This window comes from Rhodococcus sp. M8 (genome assembly GCF_015654185.1).
Taxonomy (GTDB): Bacteria; Actinomycetota; Actinomycetes; order Mycobacteriales; family Mycobacteriaceae; genus Rhodococcus; species Rhodococcus aetherivorans.
Map to the genome: position 1 here is coordinate 4349608 of NZ_CP064065.1, position 17369 is coordinate 4366976.

Consider the following 17369-nt stretch of genomic DNA (forward strand, 5'->3'; position numbering starts at 1 on the left):
GCAGTCTTCCGGACGGGTGCTCTGTCGTCAGTACCGGGGCGGGCGGACCAGGTCGTCGGATACGGGCGGATGCGCGGAATCCGATCGCACCAGGTAGGCCTTGAAGGCTGCGGTGCCGCCCAGTGCGGCACCGAGCAGCAGCAGTAGCTCGACCACGTTCGCGTTCATATCGGTTTCTCCTCTCGACGTGCGGCCCGACCGTCAGTCGGCCGTCGGGCGCTCCTGCTGGTCGCGGTCCGCGAACATGGCCTCGATGCGGGCCTTGATCTCCTCGGTGCTCATGGAGCGACGGGGCGCGGCGACAGCGGAGGTGTGCATATGTGGTGGTGTTCCTGTCTGTGGTGTGTGTCGGAATGAACGGGACTCGGTCGACCGGGACGATCAGTTCGTCCGGAGGAAGGACACGAGACCCGTGACGGTGGTGGTCGCACCGACCGCGGTCAGGCCGGTGACCATGAGGGCCGCGGCGCCGACGGAGACGGCGGTGCCGAGCGTGTGCCCGAGAGCGGCGCGCCACCCTGGCGTCGACGAGCCGGTGTGGGACACGAGCACCATCGGGGCGCTCCGGACGTCCTCGTAGCGTGCGGTGTGGTGGCGCGTTGCCGTGCCTGTCATATTCGGTTTATCCCCCTGCAAGCAATTCGTGACCTGGTTCACAAAACCAATGCTGATGTGTTGTACCCCATCACAGCGACAATCGCTACTCGAGCGGATGTCCAACTGAGTTCGGGGAGCCGCGTGACCGCCCGCGATCCGCACGTAGGAGGCGGATCCGCGCTCCCCGCGGCGCGCCGGCCGTTCCGGCGTGTCTGGTTGAATGGCGATCCGAGCCCCGCGTCGAAGGCGCGGCGACGAGGTCGAGGAGCGCACATGCAGAACGGTCAGTCCGCGGCCGATCCGGCGACGGTGTTCACCGCACTCGCCGAGATCGTCTACCGCGGCGCGGGCCCTGCGGAGACGTATACGGCGATCTGCGTGGCCGCCACGATGCTGGTGCCCGGCTGCGACCACGCCAGTCTCATGCTGCGGGAAGGTAAGGCGTACGTCACCGTCGGTGCCTCCGACGACGTCGCGCGGCACGTCGACGATCTCGAGCGCGCGACCGGTGAGGGGCCGTGCGTGGACGCGATCGAGGAAGAGGCCGCCCAGATCGAGCCGGATCTGAGTGTCTCCGAGCAGTGGCCGCACCTGACTCCCGGGGTCGTGAGACAGACGCCCGTGCGCGGGGCGATGGGATTCCGGTTGCGGGTCGACGACCGCAAGGTCGGGTCGCTGAACCTGTTCTCCGATACACCGGGGGCCTTCGACCTCGCGTCCGCCACCCGCGGCAGCGTCCTGGCCGCCTTCGCGGCCGTCGCCGTCGCCGCCACGTCCCGGGGTGAGGACATTGCGTCACTGCGCAACGGCATCGAGAGCAATCGGGAGATCGGCAAGGCTGTCGGTCTCCTGATGGCGCTGAACAAGAGCTCCGACGTCGAGGCGTTCGAGTTGCTCCGCCGGACGTCGCAACAGCTCAACGTCAAGGTCGCGGAACTGGCCCGCACCGTCGTCGACCAGCATCACCACGAGACGAAGAGGCGCAGCTGAACCCCGGGACCTCGCCCCCGTTGCCTGACACCGCGAGCAGCTCTCGCGCCCAGCCGAGGTCGTGGTCGGTGACCAGGGTGTCGATCATCCCGGTCAGTGCGGTGATGTGTCAGTCGAGGACGTCGAGGCGGTCGAGGTAGAGCCCGACCAGTTGGTCGTGATGGCTGGTGAAGTTCCCGTCGAGCGCGTGCCGGAGTTGGTCGGTCTTGTTCTTCAGCCGTCCTCGCGTCAGTTCGGACGAGCGGGCTTCTCTCCCCGGTGAGGAGTGCTTCGAGGAACGTTCTGCCCCAGATGCCCAGGGTGCGGGTGGTCACCGAGGTGTACTTGATCCCGGTCGACTGGATCGGTTCCCCAGCCTCGTCGGCGACAGGACTGTCCAGCGGGGTCCACTGCGCGTGGTATGAACCGCTTGCGTGCCCCCAGCTCCCCGTGACGACGAAGCCGCCGTCGACTCGCTTGGTGGTGGCCGACGGCGCGAGGACGGAGCAGAGCCGACTCGACTGGTCCTGTCCCCGCACGTCCTGCTGTGCCTGCTCGCTGTAGTCGCCGGCGAGCCAGGCCGCACCATTGAGAAGGTGACCCAGGCGGTGGAGCCACCTCCACGCGCCGACCTCGCGGGACACCTCGGTCTTGGTCCTGATATCGACCTGGAACCCCGATGCAGAATGCCGTGCCGGTTCCCGATGCAGAATGCCGTGCCGGTTCCGATGGTCGAACCGGAAGACATCAGCAGACGAGGGTCGATTCGTGTCTGGGGTCACCCTTTCGGTGGACGCGGGCTACAACATCAGGTGAGAGTCCGAATGGCGGGTGTGGAAACCCGCATGCCGCGTGTCGGTCGGACCCGACCTGCCGACGCGACGCTGCTTCGCGCGTCAGCCCGCTATAGTTACACAATTAGGTTGATTGACGGGGTTTCGTGGGAGGGCGTTATGTCGGTTGGAACGGAATCATCGCTGGTACGCGTTCCGAAAGCGGGGGAGCTGGTTGCAGCTCAGCTGCGGCGACAGATCGTTACAGGCGAGCTGAAGGCGGGCGATCCTCTCCCCGGTGAGACGGCCCTGATGGAGCGCTATGGCGTGTCACGCCCGACGATGCGTGAGGCGTTCCGCATCCTGGAGTCGGAATCGATCATCGTCGTGCTCCGTGGCGCACACGGCGGGGCGCGCGTTCTTGCACCTGACGAATCGGTAGCTGCGCGTCATATGGGACTGCTGCTGCAATACAAAGGTGTAGCGCTCGCAGACGTCTATCGTGCCCGGGCGGAGATCGAGGTCGCAGCCTTACGCGCCTCGGCAGATTCGGATCTGACAGAACTCGGTGATCTCGTCACAGAGGCCGCTGGGGCGATCGGTGATCCGGTTGCATTTGCCAAGATCGATACCCGTGTTCATCAGGCCATCGTGGACCTGGCCGGCTCACAAACAATGTCGATCATGATGGGTATGTTGCTTCGAATTCTGGACGCTCACAACACGCTCTTCATTTCGATCAGGGGGGCTGATCACGAACGCGCGATCGACGAGGTCGCGTTGCGTTCGTATCGCAGGTTGCTGAATCTGCTGTCTGCGGGAGACCAGGAGGGCGCTGTCGCGCATTGGCGTCGACATCTACGCAAGGTGGAAGCACACATGCTCAACGATTCTGCGCCGACATTGGTCGAGGTGCTTTCCTGACAGCTCCAGCTCGGTCCACAGCGGACGCAAGGCGACAAGTCTTGCGTCCGCTGTATTTTCGGAGATGAGACTTCGAAGCCGACCTTTCTGTAGAGCTGTATCGTCAAGCTGTTCAGGCGCAACGGATCGGCGTCGCGCCCCGTCATTCGAGCGATGTGGTGCGCAATGCATGGTTCTCAGCTGCCGGCCCTCAACGAGGACGCGAGGCCCGGATGGTCGTACGCCCCGCTCAGCGTCGTTGTGCCCTGGACGGATGAAGACGACATCACTGTCGGCCAACGGGTGGCGCTTGCTGCTCGACGTCACCCGACCAGGAGTGCCATCGTATGGATCGACAACATGGAGGTCTGTGCAGTCAGCTGGGGTGATCTCCATCGGCGGGCCTCGGCAATCGGTGGCCACCTTCAGCGCATGCTTCCCTCGAATGCCAGGGTGGGTGTCCTCGGGCGTAATCGCCTGCAATGGATTCATGCTTTCTACGGTGCTGCGTGCGCCGGGTACGGTGTGGTCCCGTTGCCGGACGAGGGGGCGGACAGCTTGGCTCGGTACTGCGGTGCAGTCGGGGTCGATCTGGTCCTGACAACCGACAACGTGGGAGTTCGCCCGGAGGACGTGGAGAACGTACGCGTGGTGCCGATCGGTGGCCTGTCGGACCTGGGCGCGGTGGCGTACCGGCCGAATGTGAACGGGGCGAATCCCGACGACCCGTTTCTCTACCAATTCACCTCAGGAACCACCGGGACGCCGAAAGTGGCTGTGCTCTCGCATCGAGCGGTGCTCGGAGCGGCCGCAGGCTACGCACACGCTACGGGCGCATCCGACGGCGACGCGATGTTCAACCCGCTGCCTCTCGAGCATGTCGGGGGATCGGTCGCGGGTCTTCTCGGAACCCTCGCTATCGACGGCGCATATGTGGCCGTGGATCGCTTCGACGCCGGGAACATCGCCGAAGTTGTACGGACGACCGCACCGAGTGTTGTCGGCCTCGTTCCGACGATGCTCGTCGATCTCCTGAATCGCGGCGCGGTGCAACCGACGGATTTCGTCTCGGTATCGTCGATCGTCGGGGGTGCGGCCAGCGTGGACCCAGCGCTGATCGACCGGGTGGAGGCCGAACTCGGTATTCGTTTCCTGGTCGGTTACGGCCAGAGCGAAGCGCCGTGTCTGACGGTCAGCGGAGTCGATGATCCTGCGATACTGCGCACCCGCACGATCGGCCGGCCGTTGCCGGGCAGGGACTACTGCATTGCGGTCGACGGCGTTGTTGCTCGGGAGGGGCAGGTCGGGGAGCTCTGTGTGCGTGGTCCGTTGATCATGTCCGGCTATCTCGCTGAGGACGGGAGCATCACTCGAGTAGTGGACGAGAACGGATGGATGCGAACCGGTGATCTCTGCTCCATGAGCGACGGAATCGTCAGGTTCCACTCCAGGGTTCGCGACGTCGTGATCCGTGGTGGAGAGAATCTCTATCCGGTCGAGATCGAGTCGGTTGTGCTCGAATATCCCGGAGTGCAAGAGGCTGCGGCATTCGGGATTCCGGACGTTCGCTTGGGGGAGCGGCTCGCGGTAGCCGTACTGTGCGGCCCGGACCGGACTCCCGATCTCGTCGATCTCGACCGGTTCGTGGCGGAGCGACTTCCTCGTAGGAAGCGCCCCTCCGAATGGTTTCTCGTCGACGACTTCCCTCGGACGTCGACCGGCAAGGTGCGGAAGGCGGAACTGGCGGACCGACTTGCACCTCGCGTGGTTGACGGAACGCCACCCGTGCCAGATATAGTTAACTGATTATACGGAAAGGTTGGGTCGGAGCCCGATCGTAGACATTGAGGAGAAACAATGCGGGACGCAGTCATCGTGGCACTGGCTCGTACACCGATCGGCAGGCGCGGGGGTGCGCTCGCAGAGGTGCATGCGGTCGATGCGTCGGCCCAGGTACTCAACGGACTCGTCGAGCGGGCCGGCCTCGACCCGTCCCTCGTCGATGACGTTCACTGGGGGAACGTGATCAGTATCGGTCAGCAATCCGGGAATATCGGACGCATGGCCGTCCTGGCGGCGGGCTGGCCCGAGAGCGTTCCCGGCTTCACGGTGGACCGGCAGTGCGGTTCGTCGCAACAGGCGATCTCCACTGCAGCGGCCACGGTGATAGCCGGCCATGCCGACATCATCGTCGCCGGAGGGGTGGAGATGATGTCGCAGGTACCGATGGGTGCTGCGACGGTCGAAGGAACCGGCGAGATGGGTGGCCCGGCGGTCGAGAGGTACGCCGATGCCTTGACCGCCCCCGGATTCGGTGGCCGATTCAATCAAGGTGCGGGTGCAGAGCTCATCGCCCGAGAGTGGAACCTTTCACGCACGCGGCTCGACGAGTACTCGGTGCGCTCGCACGAGCGAGCGGCATACGCGCAGGACAACGGCTACTTCGACGACGAGATCATCGCGATTCGAACGCCCCACGGCGACGTGTCCTCGGATGACGGAATCCGTCGTGGCTCGACGGTGGAGAAGCTGGCCACTCTGAAGACGCCGTTCCTCGAAAACGGTTGCATCACGGCCGGAAATGCTTCGCAGATCTCCGACGGTGCTGCCGCGGTCCTCATCATGACCTCGGAGAAGGCTGCCGCGCTGGGGCTGAAGCCGATCGCGCGTGTCCACACTGCCGTAGTCACCGGTGATGATCCGGTCAAGATGCTCACCGGTCCGATCCCCGCGACGCATCTGGCGCTGAAGCGAGCAGGGCTGTCGATCGGCGACATCGACGCTTTCGAGGTCAACGAGGCCTTCGCGTCCGTCCCGCTCGCATGGCAGGCGGAGACGGGTGCTTCCGACGAAGCTCTCAATCCCGTCGGCGGCGCAATCGCGCTGGGCCATCCGCTCGGTGGATCCGGTGCTCGTCTCGCTGTCACCCTCCTCAGCCACCTTCGCCGTACCGGTGGTCGATTCGGCCTGCAGACGATGTGTGAAGGCGGAGGCACTGCGAACGCCACCATCTACGAGAATCTTCAGTAACTGCCGGTAGATTCCGAAGGTTTCGATGGCGAATAGAGTGGTGAATTCGCCTCGGCGGCCCGGTCTCCCCAGGGGGAGGCCGGGCCGTTTCGTCCGTGGTGGACACACGGGCGCTGCCGGTCCGGCCGCAAAATTTAATCCATACAATAAGTATAAATGTGTTACTCTTTAGCCATGGCCGAGTTCGTGTCGCCCCCCGACCTCTTCCGGGTTGACGGCGAAAATGTTCATCTGTTGGCGTCGACTTCGTCGACCTCGCAACATCTTGTCTTCCCGGCGGAACCGGATCGTTCGGTGGTCGAACTGAGCTCCGAGGGGACGCTCTACACCTGGACGAGCCAGGAATTCCCTCCCCCCTCCCCGCCGGCCCTGAAAGACGGAGAGTTCCGTTCGTACGGTGTCGGGTACGTCGAGTTCCCGGAGGGTCTGCTCGTAGAAGGACGACTGACGTCCTGCGATCCGAGCGAGCTCCCGATAGGCGGCCGCATGAAGGTGGTCACCATCCCGTTCGCCGGGGGAGAGACCTTCGCATTCGAACCGATCAAGGCCGACGAGTCGGACAGGGGACAGTAATGGTAGACGTGTCGATCATCGGCGTGGGCATGCATCCGTTCGGCCGATTTCCCGGAAAGTCGGCGCTCGATATGGGCGCGGAGGCTTTGCAGACGGCGCTCGCCGACGCTGGAATCGGGTGGTCCGATGTGCAGATCGGGTTCGCCGGCAGCTTGGAGGTGTCCAATCCCGATTCCGTGATCGGAAAGGTCGGCCTCACAGGCATCCCGGTGTACGGCGTGTTCAACGGATGTGCCACTGCCAATACGTCACTGTCGATGGCCGCCAAGGCCATCGAGCACGGCGAGGCGGATATTGCGGTCGCAGTAGGATTCGACAAGCATCCCAAGGGCGCCTTCGCGGCCGACCCGTCGGTGATCGGGCTTCCCGGTTGGTACGCGGAAACGGGCCTGTTCCTGACCACGCACTTCTTCGGAATGAAGATCAACCGTTATATGCACGACTACGGGATCACTTCCCGAAGCCTTGCGCGCGTCGCAGCCAAGAATCTCCGGAACGGTGCACGCAACGAACTTGCGTGGCGGCGAAAGCCCATGTCCGAGGACGAGATTCTCGAGGCTCCCTACCTCAATTTCCCTCTGACCCAGTACATGTATTGCGCACCCGACGAGGGAGCTGCAGCAGTGGTGCTGTGCCGCGCCGACAAGGCCAAGCAGTACCGGTCCGTGCCGATCCAACTGAAGGCGTCGGTTCTACGTACGCGCCGCGAAGGCGCCTTCGAGATGCAGAGCCCTTCCCTCCCGCTGACCGGGGCACCCAGCCCGACCGTCGACGCCTCCCGTGCTGCCTTCGAGATCGCCGGTGTCGAACCGGCCGACGTCGGTGTAGCCCAACTGCAGGACACGGACGCAGGTTCGGAGATCATGCACATGGCCGAGAACGGATTCTGCGCAGACGGTGATCAGGAGAAGCTGATTGCCGAGGGGTACACCGAGATTACCGGCGCTCTGCCGGTCAACACTGATGGTGGACTCATCGCGAACGGAGAGCCGATCGGCGCGTCGGGGCTCAGGCAGATCCACGAAGTGGTTCTCCAGATGCGGGGCGAGGCCGGCGCTCGCCAGATCGAGAAAGTGCCCTCGGTGGGATACACCCACCTGTACGGATCACCCGGCACCGGCGCGGTCAGCATCCTGGTCAGGTGAGCGAGGTGACCGACGCCGTTTTCCCCCCGGACCGGGCGCAGCGCACCGCGCTCGTCGTCGAGCCGACCGGCGAGACCGTCACGTTCGCGGAACTCGAGGAACGCTCGAACCGCGCAGCACACTTCTTTCGCGAGCAGGGCCTCCGGATCGGTGACACGGTCGCCCTTCTCCTGGAGAACCGGATCGAGCTGCTCGTCCTGGCTTTCGCAGCGCAGCGATGCGGCCTGTACTACGCGGCTGTCAACACCCATCTGACACCGGCGGAGATCGACTACATCGTCGACGACTGTGGAGCCTCCCTGGTGGTGTCCTCCTCACGATGTCACCTCGCTGTCACGGAACGCGAGATCCGAGGATTCTCCGTGGACCCGGTGGAGACGGAAGGGTGGCATCTTCTCGACCTCGCGCCGTACCCGGTCGACCCTGTGGCGGACCAGGCCGAGGGCGACTTCCTCTTGTACTCCTCAGGTACGACAGGGCGGCCCAAAGGCATCGAACGGCCCCTGACCGGAGGAGAATTCGGAAGCTACCCGGACATCCCGGGCAAGTGGCTGTCGGGACTGCTCGGTCTGGTGCCGGGAGACGTCTACCTGACACCCGCTCCGCTCTACCACGCGGCGCCTCTGGCATGGACGATGGGCGCCCTCCGCCAGGGTGCCACGGCCGTCGTCATGGAAAGGTTCGATGCACCCCTTGCCCTCGAACTGATCGAGAGACATCGCGTCACCCACAGCCAGTGGGTGCCGACCATGTTCGTGCGAATGCTCAAACTCGATCCGGAAGTTCGTAATCGCTTCGATCTGACGAGTCATCGCGTCGCCGTTCATGCGGCCGCGGCCTGCCCGATCGAGGTGAAGCGGCAGATGATCGACTGGTGGGGACCGATCCTCTTCGAGTTCTACTCCTCCACCGAGGGCGTAGGGGCCACCAGCATCTTCTCCGACGACTGGCTGCGCAAGCCGGGATCGGTGGGGCGGCCGTTGATAGGGAAGATCGAGATCTTGGACGACGACCATCGGCCGGTGGACACCGGTGTGGTGGGAACCATCTGGTTCTCGGGCGGTAGCAATTTCCGGTATCACGGTGACGCTGCCAAGACCGCAGAAGCGCACGATGCGGAGGGGCGCGCAACCGTCGGCGATCTGGGCTGGATGGACGAGGACGGCTACCTCTATCTGGCAGATCGACGGGCCGATCTCATCATCTCGGGTGGAGTCAACGTCTATCCGAGGGAGATCGAGGACGCGCTGATTCTTCATCCGGATGTGCTCGACGTTGCAGTGGTCGGGCTTCCGGACGAGGAGATGGGTCATCGAGTGGTGGCATTCGTGCAACCGCGCCCGGACGCGACGGTTCCGGTCGATTCACTGCCGCTTGCCCTGACCGAGTTCTGCACGGACTCCCTGGCGAAATTCAAGATCCCGCGTGAATTCCGATTCGTCGACGAACTGCCGCGCACACCCACCGGGAAACTACGCAAGCATGAACTGCTGCCACGGTGACGGTTCGAAGGACAAAGCATCTGCGCGAGGCTGTCGAACAGTTCCTCGGCCTCCTGCCGGAAGAATGATATGGAGAAGCACATGCGTGTTTTCAGCTCGGCCGACGAGATAGTCGGTGCAGCAGGTGAGAAGCTGGGTGTCTCGGAGTGGGTGGAGATCACCCAGGAGCGGATCGACACGTTCGCCGAAGCGACGGGTGATCATCAGTGGATTCACGTCGATGTCGAACGCGCGACTTCCGAGAGCCCGTACGGGAAGCCGATCGCTCACGGATATCTGACTCTGTCGCTGCTCCCGATGCTGGGGTGGCAGATCTACCGGATCGAAGGCTCGAAGATGGGAATCAACTACGGTTCCAACAAGGTCCGGTTCGTCAAACCCGTTCCGGTCGGGTCTCGCGTGCGTCTGCACTCGACGTTGGTATCGGCGGAATCCCTGCCGAACGGATCTGTGCAGATGATCGTCGGCCAGTCGATGGAAATCGAAGGGCAGGAGAAGCCGGCATTGGTGGCGGAAACGGTGAGCCGGGTTGCGTTCTGAAAATGAATGCATTCCAGCGGCCCTTGTAGAAAGGCAATTGTATGTCTGAGCGGACAATCATCGTCTCCGGTGGAACCGGTGGGCTGGGCACCGCGGTCGTCGGTGAACTCCTCACCGGAGGATGGCACGTCGTCGTACCGTGGGTTGTCGAGGAAGAACTGAGCCGGCTTCCGCAGTCGGACCGCCTCACGCTGATCGAGGCCGACCTGTTCGACGAGGAGCAGGTACGCGCCGTGGTGGCCGAAGCGGCCCGACATGACGACCGTCCGCTCGGGGCCGTGGTCAACCTCGTCGGCGGCTTCGCGATGGGAGAGCGGGTTGCAGACACACCGATCAGCGAATTCGACCGGTTGCTGCGTCTGAACCTGCATCCTCTCTATCTCCTCACACAACACGCTCTGCCCGCGTTGGTCCGAGCCGGCGGCGGTTCGATCGTCGGCGTTTCGGCGAAGGCGGCGTTCGCCCCCTTCAGCGGCGCCTCGGGTTACATCACCTCGAAGGCCGCTGTCTGCGCATTCCTCGGTGCCGTCGCGGCCGAGTACTCGCGAGACGGAATCCGGGCCAACACGATACTGCCCTCCGTAATAGATACTCCGGGTAACCGCTCGACACAACCGAATTCGAGCAGGGACGGGTGGGTCTCCCCGGCGCAGATCGCTTCGACCGTAGCCTTCCTGGTATCGGATGCAGCGTCGGCGGTGACGGGTGCACAGGTCCCGGTACCGGGTGTCGGCTGAGTTGCTTCATCACGAGAGGAACGGCGCATGACCGCCGGATTGACCGACCTGACTGCCCTGCTGAAACTCGAGCAGGTCGACGAACTGATATTCGAGTCCCTTCCGGCCGACTACCCGCTACCGCGGGTCTTCGGAGGTCAGGTGGTCGGACTCGCCGTCGCTGCGAGTGCACGTACCGTCCCGACGGACTGGTCCATTCACTCGGTTCAGTCCCAATTCCTCAGGCCGGGACGTGCGGGCCAGGTCATCAGGTTCGTCGTCACTCGGACCCGGGACGGTGCATCCTTCGCCAGCAGGTCGATCGACGCGTATCAGAGCGACAAACTCATCTTCACGGCACGCGCATCCTTTCATCGCGACGAGCACGGTTTCGACCATCAGATGCCTGCCCCCGCGGCCCCGGCACCCGATACGGTCCCGTCGGTCGTCGATCTGTACCACGCGGAACCCGGCCTGTGGCCGGAGTTCTATCTGGAATGGGGGCCGCTCGAGATTCGGATCGTGCCGGACGCGGACGTGCCTGCGATCCCGACTTCGACCGGGGTCGGGTCGCGCGGCCTGACGTGGATGCGGGCGAACAAGATAGCCGGCGGTGAGGCCTATATGCACCGGGCGCTGCTGGCGTGCATCTCGGACCTGTTGATCCTTCCGGAGTCGGTTCGGCCCCACGGCGTACCGTCGTCCCATCCGGGTGTCCAGACGGCATCTCTCGACCACTGCGTCTGGTTTCATCGTGATTTCCGAGTCGACGAGTGGTTGCTGTACGACCATATGTCGCCGTCCGCGCACGGCGGACTGGGCTTCTGCCGTGGTGAGTTCTTCGATTCCGATGGTGTCCATGTCGCGAGCGTCGTCCAGGAGGGACTCATCAGACCTATCTGATGATCGGTGTTTCGCGCGAAAAGGGGCGGACCTACTCGATGTAGGACCGCCCCTTTTCGGTGTGTGGCTGCAGCCGCGTCTCTGTCAGAAGCCCAGGCTACGTCCGACGATGTCGAGCATGATCTCGTTCGTGCCGCCGTAGATGCGCTGAACGCGGGCGTCGCGCCACAGCCGAGCGATCTCGTACTCGTTCATGTAGCCGTAGCCACCGTGCAGCTGAAGGCATCGGTCGACGATCTTCCACTGGGTTTCCGTCGCCCACCACTTGGCGCCGGCGGCTTCCTCTGCCGTGAGATCGCCGGAATTGACGCCGAGAACGCACTGGTCCACATAGGTCTGCATGACATCGACTTCCACCCGCATCTGCGCGAGGGCGTGACGATTGACCTGGAACTTGCCGATTTCCTGGCCGAAGGCCTTTCGCTCGTGGGCATAGTCGGTCGCCAGGTCGACGGCGCGGCGTGCCTGGGCGACCGCATGGATGGCAATGCCGAGCCGCTCGGCCGGCAGGTTGCCCATCAGGTGGTAGAAGCCGCGGTTCTCCTCGCCGAGGAGGTTCTCGACCGGCACTCGAACGTTGTCGAAGAACAGTTCGGCAGTGTCGGCGGATTTCTGGCCGATCTTGTCGAGTTTGCGGCCGCGGGTGAAGCCCTCCATGCCGGTCTCCACTACCAGCAGGCTGATGCCCTTGTGCGGCTTCTCGGCGTCGGGATCGGTCCGGCATACGACGACGACGAGGTCGGCGAGCAGGCCGTTGGAGATGAAGGTCTTGGCGCCGTTGACCACGTAGTGGTCACCGTCGCGCCGAGCCGACGTCTTCACGTTGGCGAGGTCGGATCCGGCGCCGGGTTCGGACATGGCGATAGCGGTGATGTATTCGCCGCTGACGTACTTGGCCAGCCAGCGCTTCTTCTGTTCGTCGGTGGTGAGATCGCGGAAGTAGCCGGACAGGATGTCGTTCTGCACGCCGAGGCCGATGCCGACCGCGCCGGTGGCGTGGTATTCCTCGTTGAGGATGGCGTTGAAGCGGAAGTCCTTGATGTCGGCGCCACCGTACTCCTCCGGCATCTCCCAGCCGATGAGTCCGAGCTTTCCGGCCTCGAGCCATACGTCACGATCGACGTAGCCGCGTTCCTCCCATTCCTCGGAATGCGGGACACACGCTGTTTCGAAGAACGATCGTGCTGTGGCCCGGAACTCGTCGTGTTCGGGTTCGAAAATTTTGCGTCGCATTTTCTGTCACTCCGTCAGGGCTAGGAGGGCGGCGCCTTCGTGACGCCAATGAGTTAAATATACTGACTATTCGGTGGGTTGCGAAAGGTCTGGTTTCGACCTCGGTGTCCGTCGCCGTTCAGTGTGCAACGGCGAACTCCCAGACCGACATCCGCGAGGCGAGGACCTTGCGGCCGAGTTCATTGGACCATTGCGTCGGCGTTCCGAAGCTGCGGTTCCACGCAAGTGCACGCGTGGTGAAGTGCCTGAGTTGGTGGTCCAGCGTGAAGCCGATCGCGCCATGTGCCTGGTGGATATCACGGCTGACGACAGTCGCTGCCCGGCCGGCTTGAATCTTCGCTATCGAGACCGCGGTGCGTGAACTGTCGGCGTCGAAGCCTTCCTGGGCGATCACTGCGGTGGCATGGGCGGTCGAGGCCTTTGCGGTGGTGACGAGCCCGGCAGACCGGGAGATCAACTCCTGGACTGCTTGGAATTTCCCGATCGGCCGACCGAACTGATGGCGTTCGGTCACGTGGGCGATCCCCAGATCGAGAACGCGTTCCAGGGCGCCGCAGATTTGTTCCGACCGTGCCCATGCGCCTCGGGTCAGGTACTCGCTGCGCGTGTCCGTCGACGTGGGAGCCACGTTCAGAGCTTCGACCGGAACGGACACATCGGCATAGTGTTCTCCGACGAGATCGCCTACGGGTTCGATCCTGGCGTCATCTGTGCGGATGCGGCCGACGAAGCGGTCACCTGCAACGAGTATGTCGCTCGCGATCTGTCCCCAGGGAACACGGTTGAGAACGATTTCCCCTGCTCGAAGCTCCTCGGGCGACCAGTCGACCTGGACGGCGGTCATCGGGGCCGAAGATGCGTCGGTTCCGTGTAGGCCGAGCAGCCACGACGCGAGGAGGTCTGTTTCGAACAGGGGTGCGGGGAGTGCGTGGTAGCCACTGCGGTCCAGCATGAGAGCGGCTTCGGGAATCCCGCCGCCGCTGCCGCCGGCACTTTCGGGTGTCGTGAGGAGGGTCAGTCCCGATTCGCCCAGGAGGTCCCAGGCTTCGGAGGAATAGGGCAGTGTCGTCTGCGGACTGTGCAGGTGGGGACGCGTGATCGAACCGAACAGGTCGTCGGTGAGTTCGCGCAATGCATCCAGTTCTGCCGTGGTCGAACCGTGAACAGTCGAGGTCATCTCAATCCCAATCCGCGCGCGATGACTCCGCGCAACACTTCGCTCGTTCCACCTCGGAGTGTGAAACCTGGTGCATGCAAAAGGGCCTCGGCAATCAATCGGCCGAGCGTGTCGGACGATTCGAGATCGGTGTGAGCGTGTGCGGCCAACTCCGCACAGTCGCTGACGACGCGTTGCTCGAAACTCGTACCGATCTCCTTGACGAGTGCCGCGGCGAGGTCGGCGGGCTCGTCGTTCGACAGTGCTCGGGCCACGGAGCTCGAAAGATGACGAAGGGTCGTGAGATCTGCGACGAGGTTGCCGAAGGTCACCAGCGAATGGTCGTCCACGTGCTCGCTACCGGCTGCCAACTGCGCGCCCACCGCGTCGAGAAGTGGTTGCGGGGAAAGGATGCGTTCGGGACCGCTGCGCTCGAAGCTCAGTTCCGACCCCACCTGCTTCCATCCTTCTCCGGGGGTGCCGACCACCATGTCGTCCGGAACGAAGACACGATCGAGCACCACTTCGTTGAAGTGATGTTGACCGGTGAGCAATTTGATGGGGCGGATGTCGATGCCCGGAGAGTCGAGGGTGATGAGGAACTGGCTCAGTCCCTCGTGCCGGTGTTTGGGATCGAGGTCCTCGGTCCGGGCGAGGACGAAGAACGCTTCGCTGTGGTGTGCACCCGAAGTCCACACCTTGGTGCCGGTCACTTCCCATCCGCCGTCGACGCGAACACCGCGCGTGCGCACCGAAGCGAGGTCGGAGCCTGCTTCGGGTTCGCTCATCCCGATCGCGAAATAGCATTCACCGGAGGCAATCCGAGGAAGATAGCGTTCTCGCTGGGCTGCCGAGCCGTGTTTGAGCAGGGCCGGCCCTACCTGCCGGTCGGACACCCAGTGCGCCGCGACCGGTGCGCCGTGCGCAAGAAGTTCTTCGGTGACGACGAAACGTTCGAGGTGACTTCTGCCCTGTCCACCGTGTTCGGTGGGGATGGTCATCCCGAGCCAGCCCTGTTGTGCGAGGCGACGGCTGAAGTCCGGATCCCACGAGGAGATCCATGAATCGACGCGTGGCTCCCACCCGTGGCGATGGCGGTCCGCCGCGAGGAAGTCGCGGACCGCGGCGCGCAACTCTGCAGTTTCCGGTGGGAGGGGGATTACTTCTGGAACTAGCCCGATCATGATCGGAGGACCTCTCGGCTGTGCTCGTGCACGAGCAGGCGGGAATAGCTTGCGAGTGAATCGTGTGGTTCGGTCGGATCAGCGGAGTGGACCGGCGCCTGCCGATGGTTGTCCTTATCGGCAGGCGCCGTCGAATGTGCCTCTCGGAACTACGTTCCCGCGATCAGGTCCATTCCGTTCTGGCGGATGAAGCGCTTGCGCTTCTCGTCACCGAGTCCCTCGACCCGTTCGAAGAAGTCGGCCGGTTCGCGGAGTCCTTCGGCGTGCGGCCAGTCCGATCCCATGACGAGGCAGTCCACGGTCCCGAGCTTCTCGACCATGCCGACCGTATCGTCTTCCGGGTACGGAACGACACGGATGTGGTTCTTGAAGATGGTGCTGGGGCGCTCCGTGAGCTGGCCGCCGAGCCATCGTCCGTTCCGGGCCATGCCGCGACTCTTGTCCATGTGGCGGATGAAGTGGGGAATCCACTCGGCGCCGAATTCGCTGACGAGGACCTTGATGTTGGGGAAGCGACCGAAGAGGTTGTCGAAGATGAGTGCCGACAGCGTATCGGTGATGGGACGTTCACCGTAAGTGTTCTGCCATTGCCAAGCAGAGAACTGGAACGGCGGTACGAGGTTCCATCCCCAGTGGGAGGCAACGTTTGCTTGATAATGGAACTCCGAGATGTGGTAGGAAACCACAGCTTTCGCTTCGTTGATTCGTGCCCAGAAGGGATCGAAGTAGGGGTCGCCCGGAGAGCGTCCGTAGGCCGGCCCTGCCGGCAACATGATGAACCTGGCGCCCTTGTCCAGAACGCGGTCCAGCTCGGCACACGCCCGGTCGAGGTCCCGCAGCGACAGCATCGCCGGAGCATAGATGGTGTCCTTGTATGCGAATCCCCAGTCCTCGTCGATCCATCGGTTGAAGGACTCGAGGTTGTCGTACAGGGGATCGATGCCGTCCAGGTATGCCTCGGCCAGCAGTCCCCAGCCGCCGGGGTACATGACGGTCTTTTCGATCTGCTGCTCCTGCAGTTGGATCAGCCGCTTGTCCTTGTCGAGGTATTCGGCCTGGATCGGCTCGTAGAACCTCTCGGCATCGGTGGCATTGCCGGAGGCGCGCTGCTTGAGCATCTCGACCAGCGACCCCGGGACGTATGCCTGATCGAGGTCGGCCTCGAGTGCTGTCACGATTCGGTCGTTTGCCAGCAGGACCTTGCGGTCGTAACCCGGTGCCTCGATCGGTCGCACTGCCGTATGAAGCTTGTTCTTGGGCATGAAACGCGTGAACGCGTCCGGTGCCTCGTAGGAATGTTGATCGAAGTCGGCCATCAGGTACGGGAGGGTTCCCACCGAGTTCTTGATCAGCGCCATGCTCGCCTCCGTGTCGGGGATTCGGGGCCGCTCGCGTAGCTTCGCTGGGCCTCCGATATGAGCCACGGTATCAAACTGAGACGGCGTCGCACAATATCTGAGTGGAGGGGAGTTCAGTCGGCGGCAATCATGGACTGGGCCTGGGCGAACATGGACATGATGATCCGGTCTATCGATATCGGTTCCGAAACTGCCTGCCACTCCCACAGCGCCGCAGCCAAGCATCCGACCGCCAGATTGGCCAGGAGCACGTCGGAGGACTCGGGTGTTTCCGACCCGCGTTCGTGTGCCAGTTGACGGGCGAGTGCGCGCTCCCACCTGAGGCGCATGCGCATGCTGCGGGCTTCGAGTTCGCGGGTCGTCATCACGAGTCTGGTCAGTCTCTGCCCTTCCGAGGAATCGTCGTCGAGGAGGTGGTGGCCGAACCGGGCCATCGGTGCGGCGAGCGACACGAGCGTCCAGTCGGAATCCTCACGTTGTGCAACGTGTTTCACCATTTCGTCGACTGCTTCGGACTCGTTGGTGAAAAGGAGTTCTTCCTTCGACGGGTAGTAGCGAAAGAACGTTGCGCGTGAGACGCCTGCTTGATCGGCGATCTCCTCGACACTCGTCCGGTCATAACCTTGCCGCTCGAACAGTTCGAGAGCGGCGTTCTCGATCTCGAGCCGCGTCCTGGTCCGGTTCCGTTCACGCAAGGACGCCATGATTGTTCTTCCTTCGGTCGTCGTCAGCGGCTGATGCCCCGTGACGCAGACGATAGCAACGGTCGATCGGTCCTACGGTGGGC

At 63.5% G+C, this 17369-nt stretch carries 17 protein-coding genes; 10 read left to right on the plus strand and 7 right to left on the minus strand.

All coding sequences use genetic code 11. The annotated features are described in order from the left end of the window. Nucleotides 1-27 precede the first annotated feature (27 nt). Nucleotides 28-168: a hypothetical protein gene (locus ISO16_RS19660; RefSeq protein ID WP_170914016.1), complete on the minus strand. Its 141-nt coding sequence runs from the start codon at nucleotides 166-168 to the stop codon at nucleotides 28-30. A gap of 213 nt (nucleotides 169-381) precedes the next feature. After that, nucleotides 382-615, minus strand: coding sequence for a hypothetical protein (locus ISO16_RS19665; RefSeq protein ID WP_072634064.1), 234 nt, complete (start codon nucleotides 613-615; stop codon nucleotides 382-384). Between the two features lie 255 nt (nucleotides 616-870). Between ISO16_RS19665 and ISO16_RS19670 the strand changes: the two genes are divergently transcribed. The 10 genes from ISO16_RS19670 (at nucleotide 871) to ISO16_RS19715 (ending at nucleotide 11651) form a co-directional block, all read left to right on the plus strand. Then, entirely contained in the window at nucleotides 871-1587 is a 717-nt protein-coding gene (locus tag ISO16_RS19670) for a GAF and ANTAR domain-containing protein (protein ID WP_072634065.1), read from the plus strand. A gap of 932 nt (nucleotides 1588-2519) precedes the next feature. After that, entirely contained in the window at nucleotides 2520-3263 is a 744-nt protein-coding gene (locus ISO16_RS19675; RefSeq protein ID WP_072634067.1) for a FadR/GntR family transcriptional regulator, read from the plus strand. A gap of 165 nt (nucleotides 3264-3428) precedes the next feature. After that, nucleotides 3429-5048 (plus strand): class I adenylate-forming enzyme family protein, encoded by a 1620-nt coding sequence (locus ISO16_RS19680; protein WP_170914017.1) that lies wholly within the window; start codon nucleotides 3429-3431, stop codon nucleotides 5046-5048. Between the two features lie 51 nt (nucleotides 5049-5099). Further along, nucleotides 5100-6272, plus strand: coding sequence for a thiolase family protein (locus tag ISO16_RS19685; RefSeq protein ID WP_072634068.1), 1173 nt, complete (start codon nucleotides 5100-5102; stop codon nucleotides 6270-6272). A 174-nt stretch (nucleotides 6273-6446) separates the two neighbouring features. After that, complete coding sequence (locus tag ISO16_RS19690) at nucleotides 6447-6845, plus strand: Zn-ribbon domain-containing OB-fold protein (protein ID WP_072634069.1); 399 nt, start codon at nucleotides 6447-6449, stop codon at nucleotides 6843-6845. After that, nucleotides 6845-7990, plus strand: coding sequence for a thiolase family protein (locus tag ISO16_RS19695; RefSeq protein ID WP_072634070.1), 1146 nt, complete (start codon nucleotides 6845-6847; stop codon nucleotides 7988-7990). The genes ISO16_RS19690 and ISO16_RS19695 overlap by 1 nt, the downstream gene beginning before the upstream one ends. Before the next feature lie 5 nt (nucleotides 7991-7995). Further along, nucleotides 7996-9492 carry an AMP-binding protein gene (locus tag ISO16_RS19700; protein ID WP_139310935.1) on the plus strand — a complete coding sequence of 499 codons (1497 nt, stop codon included), beginning with the start codon at nucleotides 7996-7998 and terminating at the stop codon, nucleotides 9490-9492. 81 nt (nucleotides 9493-9573) lie between these two features. Then, nucleotides 9574-10032 (plus strand): MaoC family dehydratase, encoded by a 459-nt coding sequence (locus ISO16_RS19705; RefSeq protein WP_072634187.1) that lies wholly within the window; start codon nucleotides 9574-9576, stop codon nucleotides 10030-10032. Nucleotides 10033-10073: 41 nt separating this feature from the next. Next, complete coding sequence (locus ISO16_RS19710; protein ID WP_072634072.1) at nucleotides 10074-10769, plus strand: SDR family NAD(P)-dependent oxidoreductase; 696 nt, start codon at nucleotides 10074-10076, stop codon at nucleotides 10767-10769. A gap of 27 nt (nucleotides 10770-10796) precedes the next feature. Then, nucleotides 10797-11651: an acyl-CoA thioesterase gene (locus tag ISO16_RS19715; protein WP_072634073.1), complete on the plus strand. Its 855-nt coding sequence runs from the start codon at nucleotides 10797-10799 to the stop codon at nucleotides 11649-11651. A gap of 84 nt (nucleotides 11652-11735) precedes the next feature. Here the strand turns inward: ISO16_RS19715 and ISO16_RS19720 are convergent, their stop codons facing one another. From ISO16_RS19720 to ISO16_RS19740, 5 genes are all read right to left on the minus strand, one after another. Then, on the minus strand, nucleotides 11736-12884 hold the full coding sequence (locus ISO16_RS19720) for an acyl-CoA dehydrogenase family protein (protein WP_072634074.1): 1149 nt from the start codon (nucleotides 12882-12884) through the stop codon (nucleotides 11736-11738). A 118-nt stretch (nucleotides 12885-13002) separates the two neighbouring features. Beyond that, nucleotides 13003-14061 (minus strand): acyl-CoA dehydrogenase family protein, encoded by a 1059-nt coding sequence (locus ISO16_RS19725; RefSeq protein ID WP_072634075.1) that lies wholly within the window; start codon nucleotides 14059-14061, stop codon nucleotides 13003-13005. Further along, on the minus strand, nucleotides 14058-15224 hold the full coding sequence (locus ISO16_RS19730; RefSeq protein ID WP_139310936.1) for an acyl-CoA dehydrogenase family protein: 1167 nt from the start codon (nucleotides 15222-15224) through the stop codon (nucleotides 14058-14060). The genes ISO16_RS19725 and ISO16_RS19730 overlap by 4 nt, the downstream gene beginning before the upstream one ends. A gap of 149 nt (nucleotides 15225-15373) precedes the next feature. Then, nucleotides 15374-16582 (minus strand): amidohydrolase family protein, encoded by a 1209-nt coding sequence (locus ISO16_RS19735; RefSeq protein ID WP_072634077.1) that lies wholly within the window; start codon nucleotides 16580-16582, stop codon nucleotides 15374-15376. A 113-nt stretch (nucleotides 16583-16695) separates the two neighbouring features. Then, nucleotides 16696-17286, minus strand: coding sequence for a TetR family transcriptional regulator (locus tag ISO16_RS19740; protein WP_072634078.1), 591 nt, complete (start codon nucleotides 17284-17286; stop codon nucleotides 16696-16698). Nucleotides 17287-17369: the final 83 nt, after the last annotated feature.

Excerpts from the sequence above, each read along its gene's own strand:
- ISO16_RS19660 (WP_170914016.1), bottom strand. The coding sequence starts at position 168 with ATGAACGCGAACGTGGTCGAGCTACTGCTGCTGCTCGGTGCCGCACTG.
- ISO16_RS19665 (WP_072634064.1), bottom strand. The coding sequence starts at position 615 with ATGACAGGCACGGCAACGCGCCACCACACCGCACGCTACGAGGACGTC.
- ISO16_RS19670 (WP_072634065.1), top strand. The coding sequence starts at position 871 with ATGCAGAACGGTCAGTCCGCGGCCGATCCGGCGACGGTGTTCACCGCA.
- ISO16_RS19675 (WP_072634067.1), top strand. The coding sequence starts at position 2,520 with ATGTCGGTTGGAACGGAATCATCGCTGGTACGCGTTCCGAAAGCGGGG.
- ISO16_RS19680 (WP_170914017.1), top strand. The coding sequence starts at position 3,429 with ATGCATGGTTCTCAGCTGCCGGCCCTCAACGAGGACGCGAGGCCCGGA.
- ISO16_RS19685 (WP_072634068.1), top strand. The coding sequence starts at position 5,100 with ATGCGGGACGCAGTCATCGTGGCACTGGCTCGTACACCGATCGGCAGG.
- ISO16_RS19690 (WP_072634069.1), top strand. The coding sequence starts at position 6,447 with ATGGCCGAGTTCGTGTCGCCCCCCGACCTCTTCCGGGTTGACGGCGAA.
- ISO16_RS19695 (WP_072634070.1), top strand. The coding sequence starts at position 6,845 with ATGGTAGACGTGTCGATCATCGGCGTGGGCATGCATCCGTTCGGCCGA.
- ISO16_RS19705 (WP_072634187.1), top strand. The coding sequence starts at position 9,574 with ATGCGTGTTTTCAGCTCGGCCGACGAGATAGTCGGTGCAGCAGGTGAG.
- ISO16_RS19710 (WP_072634072.1), top strand. The coding sequence starts at position 10,074 with ATGTCTGAGCGGACAATCATCGTCTCCGGTGGAACCGGTGGGCTGGGC.
- ISO16_RS19715 (WP_072634073.1), top strand. The coding sequence starts at position 10,797 with ATGACCGCCGGATTGACCGACCTGACTGCCCTGCTGAAACTCGAGCAG.
- ISO16_RS19720 (WP_072634074.1), bottom strand. The coding sequence starts at position 12,884 with ATGCGACGCAAAATTTTCGAACCCGAACACGACGAGTTCCGGGCCACA.
- ISO16_RS19725 (WP_072634075.1), bottom strand. The coding sequence starts at position 14,061 with ATGACCTCGACTGTTCACGGTTCGACCACGGCAGAACTGGATGCATTG.
- ISO16_RS19730 (WP_139310936.1), bottom strand. The coding sequence starts at position 15,224 with ATGATCGGGCTAGTTCCAGAAGTAATCCCCCTCCCACCGGAAACTGCA.
- ISO16_RS19735 (WP_072634077.1), bottom strand. The coding sequence starts at position 16,582 with ATGGCGCTGATCAAGAACTCGGTGGGAACCCTCCCGTACCTGATGGCC.
- ISO16_RS19740 (WP_072634078.1), bottom strand. The coding sequence starts at position 17,286 with ATGGCGTCCTTGCGTGAACGGAACCGGACCAGGACGCGGCTCGAGATC.